General features: G+C 39.0%; 18 protein-coding genes. 3 read left to right on the plus strand and 15 right to left on the minus strand.

Annotated elements, in window-relative coordinates; all coding sequences use genetic code 11:
- The first annotated feature begins 34 nt into the window (after positions 1 to 34).
- Positions 35 to 2,491 carry a YheC/YheD family protein gene (locus tag NST93_RS09950; RefSeq protein ID WP_405103648.1) on the plus strand — a complete coding sequence of 819 codons (2,457 nt, stop codon included), beginning with the start codon at positions 35 to 37 and terminating at the stop codon, positions 2,489 to 2,491.
- A 122-nt stretch (positions 2,492 to 2,613) separates the two neighbouring features.
- Positions 2,614 to 4,074: an APC family permease gene (locus tag NST93_RS09955; RefSeq protein ID WP_405103650.1), complete on the plus strand. Its 1,461-nt coding sequence runs from the start codon at positions 2,614 to 2,616 to the stop codon at positions 4,072 to 4,074.
- Between the two features lie 254 nt (positions 4,075 to 4,328).
- On the opposite strand, the gene NST93_RS09960 is transcribed toward NST93_RS09955, so the two are convergent.
- From NST93_RS09960 to NST93_RS10025, 14 genes are all read right to left on the minus strand, one after another.
- Positions 4,329 to 5,255, minus strand: a complete 927-nt coding sequence (locus NST93_RS09960; RefSeq protein WP_405103652.1) for a prenyltransferase — start codon at positions 5,253 to 5,255, stop codon at positions 4,329 to 4,331.
- Between the two features lie 251 nt (positions 5,256 to 5,506).
- Entirely contained in the window at positions 5,507 to 6,967 is a 1,461-nt protein-coding gene (locus tag NST93_RS09965) for a hypothetical protein (protein WP_405103653.1), read from the minus strand.
- A 336-nt stretch (positions 6,968 to 7,303) separates the two neighbouring features.
- Entirely contained in the window at positions 7,304 to 8,749 is a 1,446-nt protein-coding gene (gene lpdA / locus NST93_RS09970; protein ID WP_405103655.1) for a dihydrolipoyl dehydrogenase, read from the minus strand.
- Positions 8,750 to 9,970, minus strand: coding sequence for a dihydrolipoamide acetyltransferase family protein (locus NST93_RS09975; RefSeq protein WP_405103657.1), 1,221 nt, complete (start codon positions 9,968 to 9,970; stop codon positions 8,750 to 8,752).
- Positions 9,971 to 9,984: 14 nt separating this feature from the next.
- Positions 9,985 to 11,010, minus strand: a complete 1,026-nt coding sequence (locus NST93_RS09980; protein WP_405103659.1) for an alpha-ketoacid dehydrogenase subunit beta — start codon at positions 11,008 to 11,010, stop codon at positions 9,985 to 9,987.
- 1 nt (position 11,011) lies between these two features.
- Positions 11,012 to 12,067 carry a pyruvate dehydrogenase (acetyl-transferring) E1 component subunit alpha gene (gene pdhA / locus NST93_RS09985; protein ID WP_405103661.1) on the minus strand — a complete coding sequence of 352 codons (1,056 nt, stop codon included), beginning with the start codon at positions 12,065 to 12,067 and terminating at the stop codon, positions 11,012 to 11,014.
- Between the two features lie 86 nt (positions 12,068 to 12,153).
- A complete protein-coding gene (locus NST93_RS09990) occupies positions 12,154 to 13,305 on the minus strand; it encodes a Leu/Phe/Val dehydrogenase (RefSeq protein ID WP_405103822.1) in 1,152 nt (383 codons plus the stop codon).
- 219 nt (positions 13,306 to 13,524) lie between these two features.
- Complete coding sequence (locus tag NST93_RS09995; protein WP_405103663.1) at positions 13,525 to 14,166, minus strand: GntR family transcriptional regulator; 642 nt, start codon at positions 14,164 to 14,166, stop codon at positions 13,525 to 13,527.
- A 156-nt stretch (positions 14,167 to 14,322) separates the two neighbouring features.
- Positions 14,323 to 15,117, minus strand: coding sequence for an ABC transporter ATP-binding protein (locus tag NST93_RS10000; RefSeq protein WP_405103665.1), 795 nt, complete (start codon positions 15,115 to 15,117; stop codon positions 14,323 to 14,325).
- A gap of 1 nt (position 15,118) precedes the next feature.
- Positions 15,119 to 16,111 (minus strand): ABC transporter permease, encoded by a 993-nt coding sequence (locus NST93_RS10005; RefSeq protein ID WP_405103667.1) that lies wholly within the window; start codon positions 16,109 to 16,111, stop codon positions 15,119 to 15,121.
- Positions 16,112 to 16,194: 83 nt separating this feature from the next.
- On the minus strand, positions 16,195 to 17,196 hold the full coding sequence (locus NST93_RS10010) for an ABC transporter substrate binding protein (RefSeq protein WP_405103669.1): 1,002 nt from the start codon (positions 17,194 to 17,196) through the stop codon (positions 16,195 to 16,197).
- Between the two features lie 219 nt (positions 17,197 to 17,415).
- A complete protein-coding gene (locus NST93_RS10015; RefSeq protein WP_405103671.1) occupies positions 17,416 to 17,670 on the minus strand; it encodes a ferredoxin in 255 nt (84 codons plus the stop codon).
- Between the two features lie 72 nt (positions 17,671 to 17,742).
- Positions 17,743 to 18,780, minus strand: coding sequence for an NAD(P)/FAD-dependent oxidoreductase (locus NST93_RS10020; RefSeq protein WP_405103673.1), 1,038 nt, complete (start codon positions 18,778 to 18,780; stop codon positions 17,743 to 17,745).
- A 313-nt stretch (positions 18,781 to 19,093) separates the two neighbouring features.
- Positions 19,094 to 20,035 carry an NAD(P)H-dependent flavin oxidoreductase gene (locus tag NST93_RS10025; RefSeq protein ID WP_405103675.1) on the minus strand — a complete coding sequence of 314 codons (942 nt, stop codon included), beginning with the start codon at positions 20,033 to 20,035 and terminating at the stop codon, positions 19,094 to 19,096.
- A gap of 71 nt (positions 20,036 to 20,106) precedes the next feature.
- Here NST93_RS10025 and NST93_RS10030 point away from each other — a divergent pair, with 71 nt between their 5' ends.
- Entirely contained in the window at positions 20,107 to 20,637 is a 531-nt protein-coding gene (locus NST93_RS10030; protein WP_405103677.1) for a gamma carbonic anhydrase family protein, read from the plus strand.
- Positions 20,638 to 20,759: 122 nt separating this feature from the next.
- Here the strand turns inward: NST93_RS10030 and paaX are convergent, their stop codons facing one another.
- Positions 20,760 to 21,665 carry a phenylacetic acid degradation operon negative regulatory protein PaaX gene (gene paaX / locus NST93_RS10035; protein ID WP_405103679.1) on the minus strand — a complete coding sequence of 302 codons (906 nt, stop codon included), beginning with the start codon at positions 21,663 to 21,665 and terminating at the stop codon, positions 20,760 to 20,762.
- Positions 21,666 to 22,241: the final 576 nt, after the last annotated feature.

Below are 22,241 nucleotides of genomic sequence, written 5' to 3' on the forward strand. Positions count from 1 at the left end.
TCAATATGATAAAACACATTTAGGAGTGTATTTAATGGATAATGATAAGCAATTATTTCAAGTACAAAACATTTTAGATACATTAATAGAAGCAACGGACCATTTCGCAACTTTAATCAAAAATAAAGAAGTGAATTCTAGTATTTATATTTTCAGTTCAATAGTAGAAGGGTCACAATCGATTATCTTGATCCTTAACTCAAAGGACAAGAACTTATTTTCTGAACATATATCCAGGCTTGAAAAATATCTTAATATGATTGCTAAAGAGCTGGAAAAACGCAACTTGATAAAAGTTATAGAAATCATTCAATTTTCACTGCGTCCGCAGTTTATAAAGATACAGCAATTATTTATAAAAAATTATGGAAACCAGCAGAAGGAAAATAAAATTTCAGTAGGTGTGTTTAATGGTTGGAGAAGTCCGCTTAAGCTCTATCCAAAAGAACGGATTAATGCAATAGTCAATGAAAGTAAAAAACAGAATACAGTATTATACTTCTTTAGTTCAGAAGATGTAGACTTTGAAAAAAAACAAATAGATGCTGATACTTTTCAAAATAATGCATGGAAACGAGTCTCTATTTCTTTTCCCGACGTTATAAGTAATGTAGGGGCTGGAAAGCAATCTAAAGTGGAACGTAAACTAAGACGAATTATTCCATTTACCAGTTTCTATGTTGGTAATAAATATACGTTGCCTAAAAGAATGTTAAAATATCGCAAATTCGCAGATTTACTAGTTCCATTTACTGTCTGCATTGATGAATCTACTACGTATCGTTTTCTGGAAAAGCATGATCAAGTTGTATTTAAAGCATTGAGCAGTAACCGTGGAGAAAATATTTACTTTGTTTCAAAAAAAGGAAGCCGTTATGTTATTTTGGATCAGAAAAAAGAGCGGATATTAAGCACTTTCGATTTTGAACAATGGGTTCAGGATATTATTTTAGAAGTAAAAGGAAGTTATATCATTCAAAAATACATTCATACTCGAACCAAGGCAGATGAACCATACCACTTTCGTGCACATGTACAGAAAAATGGTGAAGGTAAGTGGCAATTAACACATATCTATCCACGTATCGGCAGTAAAAAAACAAATTTAAGCAATATCAGCACGGAAGGAAGAGTAGAAGATTTTCCATTGTTTCTGAGAGAACAATATGGCGAGAAGCAAGGTAAATCATATGAAAAACAAATACTAAAACTTTCAATTGATGTCGCTTCTCATCTTGATAAATTATATGGCTTAGCACTGGATGAGTTAGGTCTGGACTTTGCAATCGATGATACTGGTCGTATTTGGATGCATGAAGCAAATAACGGTCCGCAAACTGCTTATCATGAAGAAAAGAGAGCAGTAAATACAATTGCTTATGCCAAATACATCGCGAAAAATGGCATTATGTATACAGATGCTAGTACACACGCAGCTGTAATGAAGGGACAATTTCAAGCTAAGACGACAGACATCCTTTATAAACCTGCTGATAATCAAAAAAGTATTGGTTTATTGACAGGAGAGCATCAAACAGAGGATGATTTCGTATCTGAACTAGATAAGTTTGCAAAATTAAATGGAATGATGTTATTCCAATTCAGACCAAAAGATATTGATTACGATAAGGGACTGATTAGAGGACAGTTCTTTGATAACGAAGAATGGAATACCAAAATCGTTGAATATCCTGATGTCATCATTGATCAGTTGAAATTAAGAGGTAATTCTAATTCTGCAGTACTATATGAAGAACTGGAAGAGATTCCATTTACAAACGAATGGCCAGTTCATTCATATAAACAATCAGCTATTCTCAAAAGTCTGAAGGATAATTTTAAACAAACACCTGACTTTCAACATATAACAAAACTGCGTCATGTATTCCAATTTATTGAGAAATACAATAAAGTACAATTGAAACCAGAAGTCATGGTAAAACCTACCTTTTCTATACAACACACTAAAGATAATAAATATATAGTTTCTTCAGGCGAGAAATTGAAAGCATACCGTGAAATAGAGCTTAGGAATTATCTAGTGGAATTATTAGAAAAAGAAGCGTATATTGTCTGTGAAGATATGAGAAAAGAAAACGCAGAAAACGTTTTTGATACAGTATATATTCACTTAATGAAGAACAATAAAAATGAATGGAATTCGATTACCCAATATGTTAAAACAGAAAAGTATCTAAACAATAATAAAATTGAAGTACAACAATTAGATATTGTTCCATATATCAATACATTATATGGCGCCAATAGTGTGGACAAACTACTCGATGATATAAACGAAATCTCCGTTAATGCAGCATCTGCACTCGAAGAAGTAAATGATGTTCAGATAACTGAAATTGCTTTAATCTTATCTATTGATGAAAACCAAGAAGTGAAATTAATCGAAATTAACCCTAATGGGCCTAAAAACGTGCATAATGAAAAGGCTCTTGCCGAATCAACAATCGACCTGGCGAAATCACTTATATAGAAGAAGTAAAAACCCGATACAAGTCATTACTGTATTCTCTGCTTTAAATGCTCTATAAGAATAGTATATTAAAGCAGAGAATGCTCTATCTCTTGAAACTCGCTGATTCTTGGAGGATAACAATGAAAGAAAAGACAATTCTTAAAAAAACACTGAAACCCCACTGGGTCTGGGCTATAGCTCTTGGCTCATCGATCGGTTGGGGTGCTTTTGTACAACCTACAAATTGGATAGCGGAAGCTGGCCCCCTCGGTGTTATTATCGGATTTACAATAGGCGCACTGCTTATGATGCTTATTGCAGTAAGTTATGGATTTTTAATCAGAAAGTATCCAGTCTCAGGCGGAGAATTTGCATACGCCTTTTTAAGTTTAGGCAGGACACATGCATTCATTAGCGGCTGGTTTCTTACGTTAGGTTACATATGTATTGTTGCTTTAAATGCCTCTGCTTTAGCACTTATGTTTAAATTTGTTTTCCCTGGCTTCGTACAAAATATGAAAATGTATGAAATTGCAGGCTGGGATGTTTATTTTACGGAAGTAATTATTGCTACAATTGCACTCTTGATATTTGCTTATTTAAATATACGTGGTACTGGATTAACCGGAAGTATCCAATTTATTTTCTGTATAATAATGCTGCTTGCAGTAGTCTTACTAACTGGACTTGTCGGTGCTTCACCAATGGCCGGACTAGAAAATATAAAACCATTGTTTAACCCAGAAATTTCAAGCTATGCGGCGATAATTTCAATTGTAGCTATCGCACCTTGGGCATATGTCGGATTTGACAATGTCCCCCAAGCTGCCGAGGAATTTAATTTCTCATCTAAAAAAGCCTTTGGACTCATTATTTTTGCTTTAATTGCAGCTGCAATACTTTATAGTTTAATGATATTAGCTACAGCTATGGCGGAACCATGGTTAGGACTTGTTGCTGAACAGCATATTTGGGGAACTGGTGCTGCAATTCAAAATGTCCTTGGAAAAACAGGATTAGTTATTTTAGTGACTGCTTTGAGTATGGGGATCTTTACAGGTCTAAATGGATTTATCCTGTCTTCTAGTCGTTTGTTATTTGCAATGTCTCGTGCAAAGGTAATTCCAACTGCTTTTTCTAAACTGCATCCAAAGTATGATACTCCTTATGTGGGTATAATATTTGTTTCCATTGTTTCTCTGTTTGCGCCATGGTTTGGGAGAGAAGTATTGCTTTGGGTAGTTGATATGTCATCTATTGGTGTATCTATCGCTTATTTCTATACTTGTTATACAGCATACATTCTATTTAAATGGTCAGATACACAAATAACTAATTCTGCAGTCCAAGAAGCCGCCCCCTTAAAAAAAATTCTTGCATTAATCGGAATTGTATCAAGTCTAATATTTATCGCACTATTACTTGTTCCTGGTTCACCTGCTTTTCTAAGCAGTGAATCCAGAATTGCATTAGGTGTATGGATTATTTTAGGTTTTATCTTCTATCTATTTAAGAGAAAAGAATATAATGCAATACCGGAAGAAGAATTGAGGTATCTAATTATAGGTGATGACATCCCTGAAGAGAAGAAAGTCCGCTAGTATCGCTAGCGGACTTTCTTATTAATCCTATTTGTTAATCGTTTACTCATTAAATCGCTCTATTTCTGAACTCTTTCTAGGTAAGGATGAGCTCACAAAATTGAAAGAAAAGGCCAATATAACACTGATTCAGTCAAGATTTCTCCAGAGGTCCTATAATATTAACCTAAATCTTACAACATATGCACATAACTCAAACTTATTGTAATTCATCATAATATAAAATCTGTCTGCACTATTTCTATCTCCTATCCCTATCGAAACACCCCCAACACAATCGCAATCAAGACAGCAAATAATAAAAGCAGCTTTTCGTATACTGTTACTTGTTTTACATTTTCAGGGTTCATCCTCATAATTAAAATCATACCAGCGAGCATAATTCCCAGTGTTACTAGTCCAGCTGTCGTCCTTTCCATCCCTGTCCAAACAGCACATATCGCAGCTATCAATAAGTAAATAAATGCCGGAAACCGGGCAAAGCCAATTCCAAACCTCTCAACAAACCAAACAACAGTCGTTTGCTTTTTCGGCAAAGCCTGCATATCCGCTTCAATATCAGGTATGTGATGCACCATCACCCATCCCATACAAACAAGAGCATTAATCACGGCATTTTGATAAGCCCAGAGCGGAACAGAATCTAATATGATCCAGGGGCCTGCGATTCCCAAAAAGAAAATTGCTGGAAATAAACTCAAGGCTTCGCCGAGAAAAGGACGATAACTTAACCGGAATGGTGGCAAAGAATAAGAAATTGCCGACCAGATTCCGATAATAATTAAAATTGTTAATTCATACCTCCCTATCACTGCCATAAGAATTGCAAAAGCTAACAAAGCAATTGCCAGCCATCTTGCTGTTTTCAAAACGTGCTGAGGTTCCATAAATCCCTTTTGAATAACCCGGCTGCCACCAGATAATATAGCTGGACTATGTGCATCTGTTCCTGTTAAAAAATCAGCATAGTCATTAAATAAATGCACTAAAACTCCATGAAACGTGATTGCAGCGATGCTTAAGAATATAAACGCAAAGAATAGATACTCTGTTGAAATAGAGGTATATAAGAATAACGGCAGTAAACTTGAAAGAATGGTTACAATGCTCGAGGAAATAACTGCTATAAAGCGCAACAGCATCCAGCCGCCTTGCAATTTTCTGATGAATGATTTTTTCAATGCTGTACCTCCAATCTCATATGAATGAAATAAAACAAAAACGAATTTATACAAATATGTATCATGTTCCCCCACTTTTTCATCTTGCCCTTATACCAGGCTGTCCATTTCTTATTATCTCCATTTTAGACCCAACATTTACATTAACTCTCCGTTTATTCATCCAGTTTGGATTCTACTATATTTCCAAGCAGTGCCTAAACTTAAATAGCTGGAACACTTCGGATTTACCCCTGTGTTCCAGCTTTTTACTAAAACATCTTCCTTTTCTTGTTTTTCTTGTCCTGTAACCAGCGTTTTGCGAAAAAGAAGCCCATTGCGAGAGAGAGCAAGATTCCTGTTGCAGTTACGAAGACGGCGAGCCATTCAAAGAGGGAAAAGCTGATAAATTTACTCCAGTCAATATTTCCTTTTAGGTCATCAATCATAAGGTTCATTCCATATATCCCTGATATAACTGTATAAATAGTCAGGATTTGCAAGAGTGAATTTAATTGTTTCCCTTCTAATTGTTCCTGTCTTTGAAACAAACTGGATAATGTATTTTCCACATCATGAAAAAGCTTGTCGATTTCAAAAACAGACTTCATTATTTCTAATATCTCTTTGCCTGAAGAGTTGCTGCTTAGTTCAGGCAAATAATATTTTGAAGAAAACTCACTAATCATCATTGTTAATCTGTCAATTGTAGTATGATCACTCTCCATCTCTATTTGTGAATGTTCATGACTTAACTTTAACAATACGAGTTTATAATAAAACACGAGAAGCACTGTATAGAAGTATTCCCCATACATTTCACATAAAAGCCGCTGCTTCACTGCTCCCTTTTCATTTGTGATACATGCAAAATGAGCATCACTAATCAGGTAATACGTATTGTCTGCCCATCTGTCGTACACTTTTTCCTGATAAAAGCGGTGGATATAATCTGGACTTAATGCCCCCACATATTCGCTCCCATCAGAATCATAACCATTAAGCTCTGCAATCCGGTATAAATCCGTCTCTGTAATCGGACGTCCTGCACGATGATTCATATAACTGACCACAAACATTCTCTCATCTTTGAAGAAGGGCAAACTGCCAAAGTAACTTGAATTCTTTGGTGTGTGATTAAGAATGTAATCCGAAAAGGAATCTAATAGTTCTTCGAAGATTAATTTTTTCACTTGATTATATGAATGCCCGTCATAGTCAATTTCGATTGTTTCGTCATAGCCATTATAAGGAATCAACGTCCGGAATAAATCTGCAAATGTAAGCACATCATTATTCGTCAGGTCTTTTTCTGGAAAACGCACACGGATATTAAGTAAGCCAATATGATACGGACAAATGAAAATATCAATTGAATCGATAACAAATGGCATTTTTAATTGGGGTGATGACAATCTGCACGCTTTGTCCAGTTTTTTTGAGAAACGTCTCAGACCTTTTATTGTCTCCATATCACTCGGAAAAAGGATTGGTTCGATATTTGGCATAAAGAATGTCTCGAGCGCCTCATGGGAGATTTTTTCATTTCCATAAAACATGTCTTCGAGAGATTCATCCTCTATATCAAAAAAAGTAAAGTCTTTGTTTAATAGTCTCTCAATCAAGGGTTTAATCTTTCCTTCTTTTAATAGAAAAGGAGAAATAAATTGTTGGGTCGAATGCTGTATATTGAATTCATTGTTATCTTCTACTGAAGCTGTATGCTCGTTCATTCCTTTTCCTCCTCTGAGGCAAATAATCATATTAGATTTAAACTCCATGCTCAACTTTTCGCATTGCAGCTTGGAATGCCTCCTACTAACAATTACCCAATAACTAACTAGGTGTAAACCTGCACAGTCAGGTTTTGATACCCTAACTCAGATAGAATAAGACTCAGAGGAACGGGAAAATAATAGATGAAATATAATGAAGATGAGGGTATTAGATTGACGGTAACCAATAAAGCAATCAGGAAGGAATCATAATAGCAGCGGGGAAAGATGAATGATTAATATAGAACAAAGCTTATGGGACAGGGGATGAAACCCTTAGCTGTCCCTTATTTATTACCAGGCTTGAGACTCCGCTTTTTTTCGCTTTGCTGGCGGGATATGCACCGCTTTTTCTGATAGCCCTTCCACTGCCTCCAGCAGTGTTTCATTAAAACTGGGATGAGGATATAAAGGGAAACTGAGATCTTCATCCCTTCCCGCCATTTCAAGTGCACTGGTACCTGTACTAATTAATTCAACTGCCCCTGCGCCAATTGTATGAAAGCCTAAGAGCAGATCTGTTTCTTTGTCTTTTATAACTTTAGTCAGACCGCTCTTCTCATTTGTAATCATCGCCATACTGTTCCCGCTGTATGAAAACTGACTAGTTTTTACTTGATATCCTTGCTCCACTGCTTCCTTTTCTGTTAAACCGACTGAAGCAATCGGCGGGATGGTATGTACAATTGTCGGCAGAAATGTCAGATCAGCCTCACTATTTAATCCAGCAATTTCCTCGGCTGCTATTTTTCCTTGTTTCATTGCTTTTATTGCCGATGGAATTCCGTTTGTTGCATCACCAATAGCGAAGATTCCCGGTAAGGATGTTCGCATTTGCTGGTCTGTCTGAATAAAGCTATCTGCTGTCATTTCGACACCAAGCCGTTCCAGGCCTAATGACATTACATTTGCGCAAGCTTCAGCTCCGATATAGAGATGAGTTCCTTCCATTGTTATGGCATTTTCATTTTTTGACAATCGCACAGCTACCCCATCCTCATGTGAGGTAACATTGTCAATATGAAAGCCCCGTTGCACTTCTATTTTTTGCTTTTTTAAGATTCTCTTTAACTCGCGATTAATCGATTCATCAAAGGGAAAGTCATTCTTTCCATTATCTAACAGTATCGTCACATCTGCACCAAGATTACGGTAACTAAAAGCAATTTCCAGTGATACATAATCACTGCCGTATACAATTAACTTGTTCGGCATTTCGGATAGACTATACATCTCATAAGACAAGTAAATATTTTTTCTGTCAGCTGGTAAAAACTTCGGATAGACTGGTATACTTCCTGTGGCAATAATCGCGTGATTGAATTCATAAATATCAAACTGATGGCCAGCTTCCACACCAATTCGGTTTTCGGCAATAAAGTTCGCTTCGCCTTGAATGATTTCAATTTTATTTGCTGCACATAATGTCTCTATCCCTTTACGCAATTGGGTGACGATTTTCTCTTTATAACGAAGCAGTTTATCATAGTCAAAGGATGCTTTGTCTATTTCTATCCCCAGCTCACTAAAATGCGCAATGGATGCATGCTGTTTCGCTGCATAAGCAAATACCTTGGACGGGATACAACCTTCATTTAAACAGATACCGCCAAGTTTTTCTTTCTCTATTAATGTAACTTGCAGACCCAGCTGTGCTGCACGAATCGCAGCATGATAACCACCGGGTCCTCCTCCAACAATCACTAAATCACGGCTTTCTGCAAATTCCCCTACAACCATTTAAATCAGCTCCAATAGCAGTTTTTTTGGTTCCTCGATTAGCTCAGCAAATCGATTAGTGAAGGCAACAGCAAGTGCACCATCTGCTACTCTATGATCAAAGGAAAAGGACAGATTCATCATATGGCGAACAGCAATTTCATTATCTTCCATTACTACTGCCGTTTTTTTCGTTTTATGGAAGGAGATAATTCCTGTTTCTGGATGATTAATAATCGGTGTTGCACCAATGCCGCCAAGCGGGCCAACATTACTGATTGTGAAGGTTCCATTTTTCATATCTTGAGCTGTAAGTCTTCCGTTCTGCGCTTTCCCTGTCAGCTCTTTCATTTGCTTGTTGATTTCACGTAATGGTTTGCTTTCCGCCTGATGAAGAACTGGCACCATTAAGCCGGCTTTTGTATCTGTCGCCAGGCCAATATTATATTCTTTTGCCAAACGAATAACTTCATTATCTTCATCAAGTTTTGCATTAAATACAGGGTAATCCTTTAGCGCAATCACAATCGCTTTAATAAAAAATGCAACAATAGAAATACTTTCGCCTATTTCTTTTAGTTCTTTACGAAATTCCATTAGATGAGTCAAATCGACTTCATCAAAATGTGTAACATGCGGGATTGTTTGTAATGAATAACTCATTTTCTTAGCAATTTGTCTGCGGATTCCTGTAAACGGAATGCTATCTTCAGGGGCTGGCTGCGCTGTTTCTGCAACCTCCATCTCTTTGGTGGTTTTTTCTTGTTGTCGTGGAGCGACCCCATTGTTAATAACCTGGTATACATCATCATCTGTTACCCTAAATGCTGCTCCTGTTCCTTTAATCTTCTCAATATCGATTCCATTATCACGTGCAATCTTTCGTGTATACGGGGTGGCGAGGATACGCTGCGTCCGGTAAAGAAGTGCTGATTTTTCAACGCTCTCAACAACCATTGCTTCCTCTTGTACTGTTTCTTGCTTTTTCTTTTCGTTACGGGGCTGTTCCGCTTCATTTGCAATTTGCATAATGACTGTTCCTACCTGGATTGTTTCCCCAGGATCGAAATAAATCTCTTGTACTCTTCCTGCAATTGGTGACGGGATTTCTGCAACCATCTTATCTGTTTGCATTTCAACTAATGGCTGATCAACGGTTACTGTTTCTCCCACTTTTACAAAGTAATTTAAGATTTCACCTTCATTCATTCCTTCGCCAATATCATGAAATTTTACTTCCATCCATCCTTCACCCCTTAAAAATTCACTACTTTTCGGATTGCCGCTCCAACTCGCTCTGGTGTTGGCAAATAATCATTTTCCAGTGAAAAAAATGGGACAGGAACATCGAAACCTGTAACCCGTTCAACCGGCGCCCGTAAATAAAGAAACGACGTATCATTAATAACTGAAGTAATTTCACTGCCGACACCACCAGTAGAGTGGGCCTCATGAACAATAACAACTCGCCCTGTTTTTTGTGCGGACTGGGCGATTAAATCCTTATCAAGTGGATAGAGTGTGCGAAGATCAATCACATCACAAGTAATTTGATGTTTATCCTTCATATCAGCTGCCGCCTTCTTAATAATCGGCATCATCGCACCCCATCCAATCACGGTGACGTCTTCCCCAGTTTCTACCTGCTTTCCTTTACCTAAGGCAATCGCGTATTTTTCTGTTGGCACTTCATTACGTTCCCCCCGATAGAGGCGCATTGGTTCTAAAAATAAAACCGGATCAGGATCTTCGATTGCAGCAATCAGCAAGCCTTTCGCATCGTAGGCATTCGATGGACAAACTACTTTGATCCCCGGCAAATGTGTAAACAGTGCTTCCACACTATCAGAATGAATTTCTGGTGACCGGACACCTGCACCATAAGGAGCGCGTATGACCATTGGTAAATGATAATACCCTAATGTACGCGCACGAGTCCTCGTAACATGTGTTGCGATCTGCTCGTATGCTGGATAAATAAAACCGAGAAACTGAATTTCAACAATTGGCCTTAATCCATTCAGCGCCATACCTACAGCTGTCCCCACAAAACCCGCTTCACTTAGTGGTGTATCAATTACACGTTTGCTGCCGAATTGTTCCTGCAGCCCATCCGTAGCCCGAAACACTCCGCCATTGACACCAATATCCTCACCTAATAATAAGGTGTTTTCATCCGCTTCCAACATCGTTTTCAGGCCATCATTAACTGCCTGAATTAATGTCAGTGACTTTGTCTTTTCTTGCAGCTCCTTGTAACCTTTCTCCATCGACATCACCATATTAACGTGACCCCCTTAACATTTGCTTTTGCTCTGCAATCGTCCAGGTCGGCTCAGCAAATACATGATCAAACATATCGGAAACTTTCGGTTTTTCATATGCTTCCATTTTCACAACTGCTTCTTCAATTTCCGTCTCAATTTCATCTTGTATGCTAGTAACCCACGCTTCCTCCCATATGCCATTCATCTTCATCAGCTTCTCCAATCGAATGAGCGGGTCAAAGTCTTCACGCATTTGGTCACTTTTTTCCTGGTCACGGTATTTTGATGGGTCATCTGCGGTTGTATGCGCCCCGAACCGCCATGTGACAGCTTCAATCAGTGTCGGTCCATCGCCCCGTCTTCCTCTTTCCAATGCTTCCTTTACAGCCAGATGGACAGCAAACACATCTGTCCCATCCACACGTATACCGGGGATACCATAGCTCTCAGCCTTTTGAGCAATTGTTTCCGAATTCATTTGTTTTTCTATTGGCAGCGAAATCGCAAACCCATTATTTTGGTTAAAAAATACAACTGGTGCTTGAAAGACGCTTGCTATGTTAATCCCTTCATGAAAGTCACCTTCTGAGGTTGCCCCGTCGCCAAAATAAACGATAGCTGCATTTTCCGTGCCTTTATATTGTTCTGCCATTGCCGCCCCTGTTGCATGCGGAAGCTGTGTTGCAATCGGGACGGACGCAGGGAATATATTCTTTTCTTTGGAGGGAACATTTCCTTCTGTACGTCCATTCCAATAGAGTAAATTTCGGACCATATCTGCACCAAATGTCAATGTTGCTCCGTGATCACGGTATGTCGGAAACATCCAGTCATCGTCCTTTAATGCAAGGGCGCTGCCTACCTGAGCTCCTTCTTGTCCTTCATAAGGCACATACGTCCCAATCCGTCCTTGCCGCTGTAAAGCTCTGCCTTTTTTATCATAAGTCCTAAGCCGAAGTATATGGTAATAAAATTGTTTCGCCTTTTCTGCCGTTATTTCCGTCTCATATTCTTTGGCGACAATCTTACCAGTCTTGTCAACAATTTTCAGTAGAGGATACTTTTCCCTCATTACTTTCACACCTTCCTTATTTTAGAAGTTAAAAAGGACCAGAACAGGCCAGCGCTGCAGCGTCATTTTATAGCCTCACGTAGTTTTTACCTGAATTTATTTTCAAATTTCCACTTAGGACGCTGTGCACGTGCAAAGAAATTATTCCGGTGACGCTGTTCATCAATTGTCTGCTCGCATTTTCTCTTCGCGGCCTCCCCCGTCGTAATGCTATCCATTTTCGCTCTCTCATATATTTCCAAAAGTGTATGATAGATTTCTTTCGTCTTTAGAAGAACCCGCTCTTTATTCGCCCCATATAATTCATCTGCAATTTGAATTAAACCGCCTGCATTGACAATATAATCCGGTGCAAATAAAATTCCTTTTTCATTCAATGTCCTGTTATGTCTTCCTTTGTGTAATTGATTGTTCGCAGATCCAACGACTGCTTTCACTTTTAATCGTTCAATTGTTTCATCATTAATCACCGCGCCCATTGCACATGGAACAAACACGTCCGCATCGGTATGATAGATTTCCTCACTTTTTACTGGCTGGACTGTGCCTCCCAGCTCCTTTGCCTTTTCCTGAATTCTCTTCACACTATCCTCTTGAATATCTGTTACATATAGAAATGCGCCCTCCAACAGTAATTGTTCCGCAACTTTATAGCCAACTTTGCCGAGTCCTTGAATGGCATACTTTTTATCTCCGAGGCAATCATCACCGAATAAATATTGATTCGTTGCCTTTAGCGCGTAAATCACACCTTGGGCTGTCGGTATCGATGTATCCCCACTGCCTCCATGTGCTTCTGGAACGCCGTTAATAAAGTTCGTTTCTTTTAACGCTTGAACAAAGTCATCCATTGTCGTTCCCATATCTGTACCGGTATAAAAACGGCCATTCAATGAATCAACATACTGACCAAAAGCTCGAAACAGTGCTGGTGTTTTATCTTTTTTCGGGTCACCTATAATAACTGCTTTTCCGCCTCCAAAATCGATTCCAGCTGCGGCACATTTATAAGTCATGCCTTCTGATAAACGGAGTGCATCTTCTAAAGCTTCATTGACACTGGCATATGGATACATTCTCGTACCACCTAAAGCCGGACCAAGTGTTGTATCATGAATGGCAATAATTGCCTGCAATCCTGTTGCAGGGTCGTTGCAAAAAACGACTTGTTCATGACCTGCTATCTTTTGAAATATATCCTGCTCTGCCGTGCGTATCTCTTCAAGTTGTTTCACTATACTCCCCCCATTTTTTATAAATCCTAAACGATTTACATCTATATCTGGATACCGTACTTTCTGAGACTCCCCTATTTAATTTCTTTCCATTAGTGAGAACACTTGTTGTTTACATAAGTTTAGGTATGGTCAATATTAAGTATATTCTGTTCACAGTTGACAGTTAACCAACTTTGATTAAAAAATTCTGACCAATTTCATCTGGCCAGGGACTTCTGATTATTTTTTAATATGAAGCAGAACACCTTCCAATCCATTTTCAATATGGCGGTGAATTATTTTAACCGCTTCATCTTCATTACCTTCTACTAAAGCTTCAAAAATACGTTCATGCTCTTCAATAAAAGAAGGATAAAAATCTCCGCCTACCATACTGTTCCGCATATAATGGACTTTCATTTTAATGACTTCAAGCAATTCAATTAATTGGTTATTCTTTGAGGCACGAAAAATAATCGCATGAAATTGCTGATCCAATTCCCCGAGATGCATATCATGTTCCAAGGTATTCTTCGTTTCTTTTATATTAGCGGCTAATTGCTCCAGCTCCTCATCGGTAATATTTCGAATAGCCAGTTTGATTGCCAGTGTTTCTAAACTTTCCCGGCACTGAAAAATTTCCATAATGTCCTGGACGGTTGGTTGGTAAACACGAACAAAGCCATCATTATAAATAAGTAATCCATCCTGAATTAACATTCGAATTGCTTCCCTGACTGGACCTCTGCTGATACCCAGCTGATTCGCTACCCTTGCTTCCACAATCCGTTCTGAGGGTTTTCGTTCTCCCTCCATAATTGATTTTTTTATAATATGATATGCTTGCAAATGGAGCGACTCTGACTTGATAATACCGCTCATCTGGTTACCTCCTAAATACATTGGTGAACTTCTGCTTTGCCTCACTCGCATATTACATCTATATTTCTATTAATCTGGATTATTATCTTTAAAAAGAAAACAGTAAGGGCGATATGTCCAGAAAGGATAGATGAATAATTTATAGGCCAGTTTTCTCTAACCTAATACTGCACGGTCACTTTCAAATTGTTCTCCGCGTATAAGCTGAAACTCACGTAATAATTTTTCAATCGTCAATGCACGTTTTTCTTCACCTCTTACATCAAAAATAACCTGTCCTTTATCCATCATAAACAGCCTGTTTCCGAGATCCAATGCTTGTTGCATATTATGGGTTACCATGAGGGTAGTTAATTCAAACTTTTCAACAATGTCATAGGTCAGCTGGGTTATTAATTCTGCTCGTGAAGGGTCAAGTGCTGCGGTATGCTCATCCAGCAGCAGGATATTCGGTTCTGTGAAGGTTGCCATTAACAGTGAAAGCGCCTGCCGTTCTCCACCTGAAAGTAAACCTACTTTAGCAGTTAAACGATTTTCCAGGCCTAAATTCAATGTTTGCAGGTATTCTTTAAATAACGCTTTCCGTTTAGCAGTTACGCCAGGCCGCAATTTTCTTTTTTTATCACGTGCATATGCCATTGCCAGATTTTCTTCAATTGTCATTGATGGAGCCGTTCCTGCCATTGGATCTTGAAACACCCTTCCAATATAAGCAGCACGTTTATATTCCGGCAAATGTGTAACAGACTGAGTATTGATTGCTACTTCTCCGACGTCTGGAATCAGATTACCAGAAATAACATTCATTAAAGTTGATTTGCCTGCACCATTACTGCCAATAATCGTAACAAAATCCCCTTTTTCCAAGCTTAAATTTATTGATTGCAATGCCCGCTTTTCATCTGGTGTTCCCTCATTAAAGGTAATTGAAATATCCCGTAATTGAAGCATATTATGAAGCAGCCTCCTTCACTTTTTGCTGACGCACTTCTTCCCGCTTTTGCAGCCGCCGTTTCCTGTCTTTTCGAATACGAATTGCTTTCGGCGCCACCAAAGCAGCAATAACCAATATTGCGGTAATCATTTTCATATCGCCGGTTTCTAAAAAGTCAACACGAAGCGCCATCGTGACGACTACCCGGTACACAATCGCCCCGCCAATCACAGCGAGTGTCGTCCTTGCAATTGTTTTTGTGCCAAATAATGCTTCCCCAATAATGACCGAGGCAAGCCCGATAACAATTAATCCAATCCCCATGCCGACATCAGCGAATCCGCCATATTGAGCAATTAATGCCCCGGAAGAAGCAACAAGTGCATTAGAGAAACCAACTCCCATGATGATTAATGTATCTGTATTCGCAGAGAGACTCCGAATCATTCTTTTGTTATCACCCGTAGCCCGAAGCGCTAATCCAACATCTGTTTTTAAAAAGTAATCTGTAAGCAGTTTAATCGTGATTGTCACAATGATCATTACAATAAGAATAGCCCATGTCCCTGGCATTCGTTCTATTCCTATGGATGCCAAAATTCCATTTAGAAAAGCGTTAATTCCCGTACCTTCCCAAAGTGATTCTAATTGTTTAAAAATAGTTGTTTGGTTCAATAGCGGCAGTGTTGGCTGGCCCATAATTCGCAAATTCACAGAGTAGAGCGCAATCATCATCAGAATCCCGGAAAGCAATGCATTTATTTTCCCCTTGGTATGCAGAATGCCTGTTACACAACCTGCCAGAAACCCTGTTCCGGCTGCCATTATAGTTGCGATAAAAGGGGGGATTCCACTGATTATCGAGATAGAGGCTACAGCAGCACCGGTAACGAAGCTTCCATCAACTGTTAAATCAGGAAAGTCCAGCACACGAAAAGTCAAATATACCCCTAAAGCCATGATTGCATAAATTATTCCTGATTCAAACGAGCCAAATAATGAAATAAACATGACGCCCTCCTGTTCAGTTTGAAAGTCTGGGACAAGCCAGAAGCCTGTCCCAGTGATTGCTATTTATTATAGAATAGATATTTTTATTCTGATTCTACAAATTCTGCAAGGTCATCCCATTCATTATTCCACTCAATTGCTTGTTCTTCAGCAGCTTGTTTATTAATGAACAGCTGCATTTCCTTTGGATATTCTGCCGGTATGTCTTTCGTAGTTTTTTCGCCTGTCAGGATATCTGCAGCCATCTCTCCAGAACGGTACCCAATCGAATGATAATCAATTCCGTATGTTGCAAATCCACCTTTTGCTAATGAATCGGGTTCCCCGACAATAAGTGGAATACGTTGTTCCCTTGCTACACCAACCACACTCTCCAATGCAGAAACTACTGTATTATCCGTTACGATGAATAGAATATCGGCCTCCCCGACAAGTGTTGTTGCAGCCTGCTGCACTTCAGATGAATTCGCTACCGTTCGCTCTGTTGTGCTTAGGCTTGTGCCCTTAACAGCATCTTCTACAGCTTTAATTTGAACGACAGAATTCTGTTCTCCAGCATTATAGAGCAATCCTACGGTCGAACCTTCAAAGTACGTATCAATAAAGTCAATCGTCATACGAATCGAATCAGGATGCAGGTCAACTACGCCAGTAATATTTTCTTCTCCTTCATCCATAGACTCAATCAGATTTGCTTCCACAGCATCTGTTACAGATGTAAAAACAATCGGAATTTCACTTGTAGCTTGTAATGCCCCTAAGGCACTCGGTGTAGAATTTGCAAAAATTAAATCAACATCATCTGCTACAAAGTTTTGAGCAATCGTACTTACATTATTTTGATCCCCTTGTGCGCTTTGGAAATCATATTCCACATCTAATCCGGCATCCTTCAGTGCCTCTTGGAATCCTGTAAAAGCTTCATCGAGTGAAGGGTGTTCGACAATCTGTGTAGCGCCTACTTTATAGGTTTCTCCGTTCTGAGAAGCTGTCTTTTCTTCTCCATCCTTTGCATTTGTACCACAGGCTGCTAATGCGATGAGACCTGCGAACGCGAATACAGCTAATTTCAACCATCTCTTCATGCATATCCCCCTTTTGCAATATTTAAAATATTTAACCCACAGCTATTCCCTTTTCCCCTCGATGAAGTCTTCATGTTGCTTTAAGTTTCTCTCCGCTTATTACGTAAGTGCTTTCAACACTACTTATAACTAAAAAATGCATTACGTTATTTATACGTCATTTTATCACCAGCATTTTAGGTTGTCAACTGAATTTTTGAATTTTCCGTCATATAAAACTTAGGCGGTTTCCTCAGCTAATTTATTCGGATTTCCATCAAATGGTGTCTCTGAAATCTTGATTGAATCAGTTGGACAGCCCTCACAAGCATCTTCCACATCATCAACTAAATCTTCAGGTATTTCTGCCGTCCCTAAATTATCGTCTAAATGGACAAAAGAGAGTCCTTCTTCACAGTATTCGAAAACATCTGGAGCTGAAGCCCCGCAAGCACCACATGCAATACAGGTTTCCCTGTCAACAATACAGTACATCATAAAACACTCCTTATTATTATCTACCATCTTCATGATTCCTTTTCAATGTAATGTTAACGATAACAAACATTAAGTCGGACTATTTATTGGTTCCTTACTTTGTTCCTTTAACCTCTTTTCCATCACAGTTGTGCTGTGAATCGGCTGCACCTTGCCTTTAGGATCCATCCTTGCTTTCGCATTATTGATTGCTGTCGGTGCTTCACCAAAACCTGTAGCGAGCAATTTCACTTTGCCTGGATATGTGTTGATGTCGCCAGCAGCATAAATTCCTTTGATATTTGTCTCCATTCTGGAATCCACTACAATCGAGTTCTTTTCCAAGTCCAGGCCCCAATCCTTCATTGGACCAATTGAGGATACGAAGCCATAATTAACAAGTAATGCATCTGTTTCTACTGCAAGTTCCTTCTCTCCTTTTGTTTCCTTTAAACCAATCTGTTCTATCGTGTTTTCTCCAATCAGCTTTTCAGGAACCCAGGGTGTCAGTATCTCAACACTTGATTGATATAATCTTTCAACACTGTGCTCATGCGCTCTGAATGCAGCTCTGCGGTGTACCAATGAAACCTTTTCGGCTATTGGTTCCAGCATTAATGCCCAGTCAACTGCCGAGTCGCCTCCCCCGCATATCGTTACTTTCTTCCCTGCAAACTGCTGTAAATCATCAACAAAGTAATAGAGACTTTTATTATTAACGAACTTCAGCTCATTCTCCAAATTCAATTTTCGTGGTTCGAAAGCGCCTGCTCCGGCTGTAATTAAGATAGCTTTCGAGTAATGGCTTTTCCCAGTATTGGATACCAATGTAAAAAACTCTTCTTCTCTTTGTATATTTAATATGGATTGTTCCAGAACAATTGTCGGGTGAAATTGTGCTGCCTGTGCTTCCAATTGTTCAACTAATTCCTTTGCTGTAACTTTTGGAAAACCTGCAACATCATAAATATACTTTTCCGGATAGAGTGCTGCAAGTTGTCCTCCAAGCTGTGGCATACTTTCAATTACTTTTACTTTCATCTGCCGTAACCCGCCATAAAATGAAGCGAATAATCCTGTTGGGCCACCACCTATAATTGTAATATCATACAAATCTTCCTGTTTCATATTCAACCCCCTAAGCAAAAGTTTCGGCTGCTACGTATTATTTTAATAACAATAATACGTATAACGTTATTTATACGGTGGATATATTTATATTACATATTAATCAGAATATTGTATTTTGTCAACAGATTTTTCATCCAAATCACACAACTTTTGCAGCCAATAAGTCTTACTAAATATCTTACCTTGTTACAGTGGGAAGGTGGTATGCAAATTGCACACCGCTGGCTCGCCAGCGCCCCACGGAAAGCAAAAATTAAAAGAAGAAAGGCCAGTGATGCAGCCTTTCTTCCATATGGAATTACTTTTTTATTCATGTATTATGACGGTGAATAACTTCTCGTGCCTCCTGCATCATTCTCTCTAACAAGTCCTTTACTAGTGGTATATCATTAATTAGTCCGGCCACTTGTCCACTATTCATAAATCCTTCTTCAAAACTTCCGTTCAAAGCACCATATTTATGATATGTTTCCGTCGTCATTTGTTCGAACTTTTCATGCTGATTCCCTTTTTCTTCTATTGCCTTCAGCTTTTCTGAATAGGCTGTCCGCAGTATCCTTCTTATCCTGCCAACTGAACGTCCGACAACAGTTGTACCATGATCATTTGCAGCCAATAATTGGGCTTTATAATTCTCGTGAAAAGGAGCTTCTTTGGTTGCGATAAAACGCGTCCCCATTTGCACCCCGCTTGCACCAAGCATAAGCATCGCAGCTAGCCCGCGTCCATCACCAATTCCTCCTGCAGCAACTACTGGTACATTTACTTGATCTGCAATTTGCGGGATAAGTGTTAATGTAGTTGTTTCCAGAGCAGAATTAATTCCAGCTGCTTCATAGCCTTCTGCAACAATAATATCAGCGCCTGCCAACTCTGCCTTTTTTGCTTGTTTTACTGAAGCACAAACTATGATCACTTTGATCCCTTTTTCTTGAAGCATTTTAATAAATGGGGCTGGATTTCCTGCTGAAAGGGAGACAACCGGCACCTTATGCTTCATAATAAGCTCGAGCATCTCCTTTAGATAGGGAGTAACAGTGATTGGGATGTTTACCGCAAACGGCTTACCTGTTCGGCCATTTGTTTCCTTGATAATCTGTTCCACTTCTTGCGGACTCATCGTGCCGACGCCTATAGTACCCAATCCTCCTGCTTCCGAGACGGCTGCAGTTAACTCCGCATTACTTATATTCCCCATCCCACCTTGAATAATTGGATAGTATATTTTTAATATTTCACATAATTCTTTCAATTGGTTTCACCTCACGTTAAAATAGTGTTATATTAATATGCATAATACTATACAAGGAGAGGGTTTGCTAGATGATTTTTTCTTTTCAGAATAAAAGGCCACAGCTGCATGATTCAGTATACGTGGCTCCAGGTGCGCAGATTATTGGCGATGTGACAATTGGTGAGGAATCCAGTATTTGGTTTAATTCCGTTCTTCGCGGAGACGAAGCGCCTATTACGATTGGCAAAAGGAGCAATATCCAGGACAATTCTACTTGTCACCTGTATGAGGGGTTTCCGCTTATACTGGAAGATGAAGTATCTGTCGGTCATAATGTCATTTTGCATGGCTGTACTTTAAAAAGAGGTTCCTTGGTCGGGATGGGTGCAACTATTTTAGATGGTGCTGTTATCGGAGAAAATGCATTTATTGGAGCAAATACCCTTATTCCATCAGGAAAAGAAATACCGCCGCGGACTTTGGTACTCGGTTCTCCTGGCAAGGTAATTCGTGAATTAACAGAAAAAGATTTAGCATTAATTAAACTTACAATTGACACTTATGTACAGAAAGCAAAGGACTATAAAGTCGATCTTCAAACAATAGATTCGCCTTTATAATAGCACGTCCTTTTCCGAGCACTTAGAAAATGAGCCACCTGCACCAGGTGGCTCATTTATTAACCATAGGAAGATTCCATTCTGCATTCTGTCAGAAAGCCATGACTCAGAAAAGTTTTCTTTTATGAATCCGTTTGTGGAATTAATTCGTGGTCTAATGCATTATATGCTTTACTTTTTCTTTTAAGGCTGTTTCCTTCTTTAAATACCGACTCAAAGAAACGGCTAGCTGGTTCTGCAAGCAGTTTATAATATTCGCTAAATAGATTCGATGCTTTGGTACCAAGCCATTTTTCTGGAAGAAGTTCTTCAGGCAGACCTGGATCAATGAAAAGGAATTTCCGATATTCATGCACAAGCTTCGCGCGCTCCACAAAACATTCCGCTTCTGTCATTTTCTGATCAGCAATTCTATCCTTAGCAATTTCAAAATTGGCGCGATGTGTAACAATAAATTGTTCATATTTGGAATTAATTTCAGCTATATCCCAGCATGTTTCAACCAGTTTCTTGTCTTCATCTGGTCCATTATAATCAGCAAGGAAAAGATGGACATAAGGTTGAATATGATACTTATCAATAATTGCATTCAATTCCTTTTCGAGATTATTCGGTGAAATCCAGCAGCTGTTTGCCATGGAACCGAACCCGCTCCAAACTAATTCTTTTCTCAATTCATCACGTACACTTCTTTTTACTTCAGGGATATTATACATAAGCATGCGCCATCTGCCATCCCATTTTAAAGGCTGCAGTTTAAAAATCCGATTGGCTGCTTCTTCAATTCTAGCTTCACCGCGCTCTGTCAGGAAATAATAACTTTTATTCCCTTCTTTGCGCGACTCAATCCAGCCCTGCTTACTCATTCTTGATATAGCTGCTCGGACAGATTGACCATTATGACCAAATTCTTCAAATAAGCGAATGAGACTTCCAATCCATATTTCGTTGCCGTAATGGGAAATATAATCCCCATACAAGGTAAAAATCATTGATCTCGTATTGATGACATCATTGTTGATTGCCATATAAAAACACTTCCTTCGTCTCGTTACACGATTTAAAAAGGCATAAAACAGCCAGCAATCAGACGGAAAACCCTGCCTGATTACCTATTGAATTTTATTTAATCAACTGCATAAAGTGAAACTTCAATCTGTGGGAGTTTTTTTCTCCGACTGATTGGCAGTTGAACCAATCGGGCGTTTAGTGGCAGTTGATTCCCCAACTAAAATGTTCATTTCTTCTCCATTTTTAAGATGGGGATTTTACTGCCACTTAACCTGCGATAAAGTGAAACTTCAATCTGTGGGAGTTTTGGCATTTCCCCACTGATTGTTAGTTGAACCAATCGGGCGATTAGTGGCAGTTGATCCCACACCTATAGTGTTCATTTCTTCCCTATTTTTGAGATGGGGATTTTACTGCCACTTAACCTGCGATAAAGTGAAACTTCAATCTGTGGAAGTTTTGGCATTTCCCCACTGATTGTTAGTTGAACCAATCGGGCGATTAGTGGCAGTTGATCCCACACCTATAGTGTTCATTTCTTCCCTATTTTTGAGATGAGGATTTTACTGCCACTTAACCTGCGATAAAGTGAA

The organism is Oceanobacillus sp. FSL H7-0719 (assembly GCF_045040795.1).
In the GTDB taxonomy this organism is placed as follows: domain Bacteria; phylum Bacillota; class Bacilli; order Bacillales; family Amphibacillaceae; genus Oceanobacillus.

Coding starts and splice junctions, on each gene's coding strand:
- pdhA (WP_405103661.1), bottom strand. CDS start 12,067: ATGAGGGAAAAGTATCCTCTACTGAAAATTGTTGACAAGACTGGTAAG.
- NST93_RS10015 (WP_405103671.1), bottom strand. CDS start 17,670: ATGTACTGTATTGTTGACAGGGAAACCTGTATTGCATGTGGTGCTTGC.
- NST93_RS09980 (WP_405103659.1), bottom strand. CDS start 11,010: ATGGTGATGTCGATGGAGAAAGGTTACAAGGAGCTGCAAGAAAAGACA.
- NST93_RS09965 (WP_405103653.1), bottom strand. CDS start 6,967: ATGAACGAGCATACAGCTTCAGTAGAAGATAACAATGAATTCAATATA.
- NST93_RS09975 (WP_405103657.1), bottom strand. CDS start 9,970: ATGGAAGTAAAATTTCATGATATTGGCGAAGGAATGAATGAAGGTGAA.
- paaX (WP_405103679.1), bottom strand. CDS start 21,665: ATGGCAATCAACAATGATGTCATCAATACGAGATCAATGATTTTTACC.
- NST93_RS10020 (WP_405103673.1), bottom strand. CDS start 18,780: ATGAAACAGGAAGATTTGTATGATATTACAATTATAGGTGGTGGCCCA.
- NST93_RS09995 (WP_405103663.1), bottom strand. CDS start 14,166: ATGAGCGGTATTATCAAGTCAGAGTCGCTCCATTTGCAAGCATATCAT.
- NST93_RS10010 (WP_405103669.1), bottom strand. CDS start 17,196: ATGAAGAGATGGTTGAAATTAGCTGTATTCGCGTTCGCAGGTCTCATC.
- lpdA (WP_405103655.1), bottom strand. CDS start 8,749: ATGGTTGTAGGGGAATTTGCAGAAAGCCGTGATTTAGTGATTGTTGGA.
- NST93_RS09955 (WP_405103650.1), top strand. CDS start 2,614: ATGAAAGAAAAGACAATTCTTAAAAAAACACTGAAACCCCACTGGGTC.
- NST93_RS10005 (WP_405103667.1), bottom strand. CDS start 16,111: ATGTTTATTTCATTATTTGGCTCGTTTGAATCAGGAATAATTTATGCA.
- NST93_RS10030 (WP_405103677.1), top strand. CDS start 20,107: ATGATTTTTTCTTTTCAGAATAAAAGGCCACAGCTGCATGATTCAGTA.
- NST93_RS10000 (WP_405103665.1), bottom strand. CDS start 15,117: ATGCTTCAATTACGGGATATTTCAATTACCTTTAATGAGGGAACACCA.
- NST93_RS09950 (WP_405103648.1), top strand. CDS start 35: ATGGATAATGATAAGCAATTATTTCAAGTACAAAACATTTTAGATACA.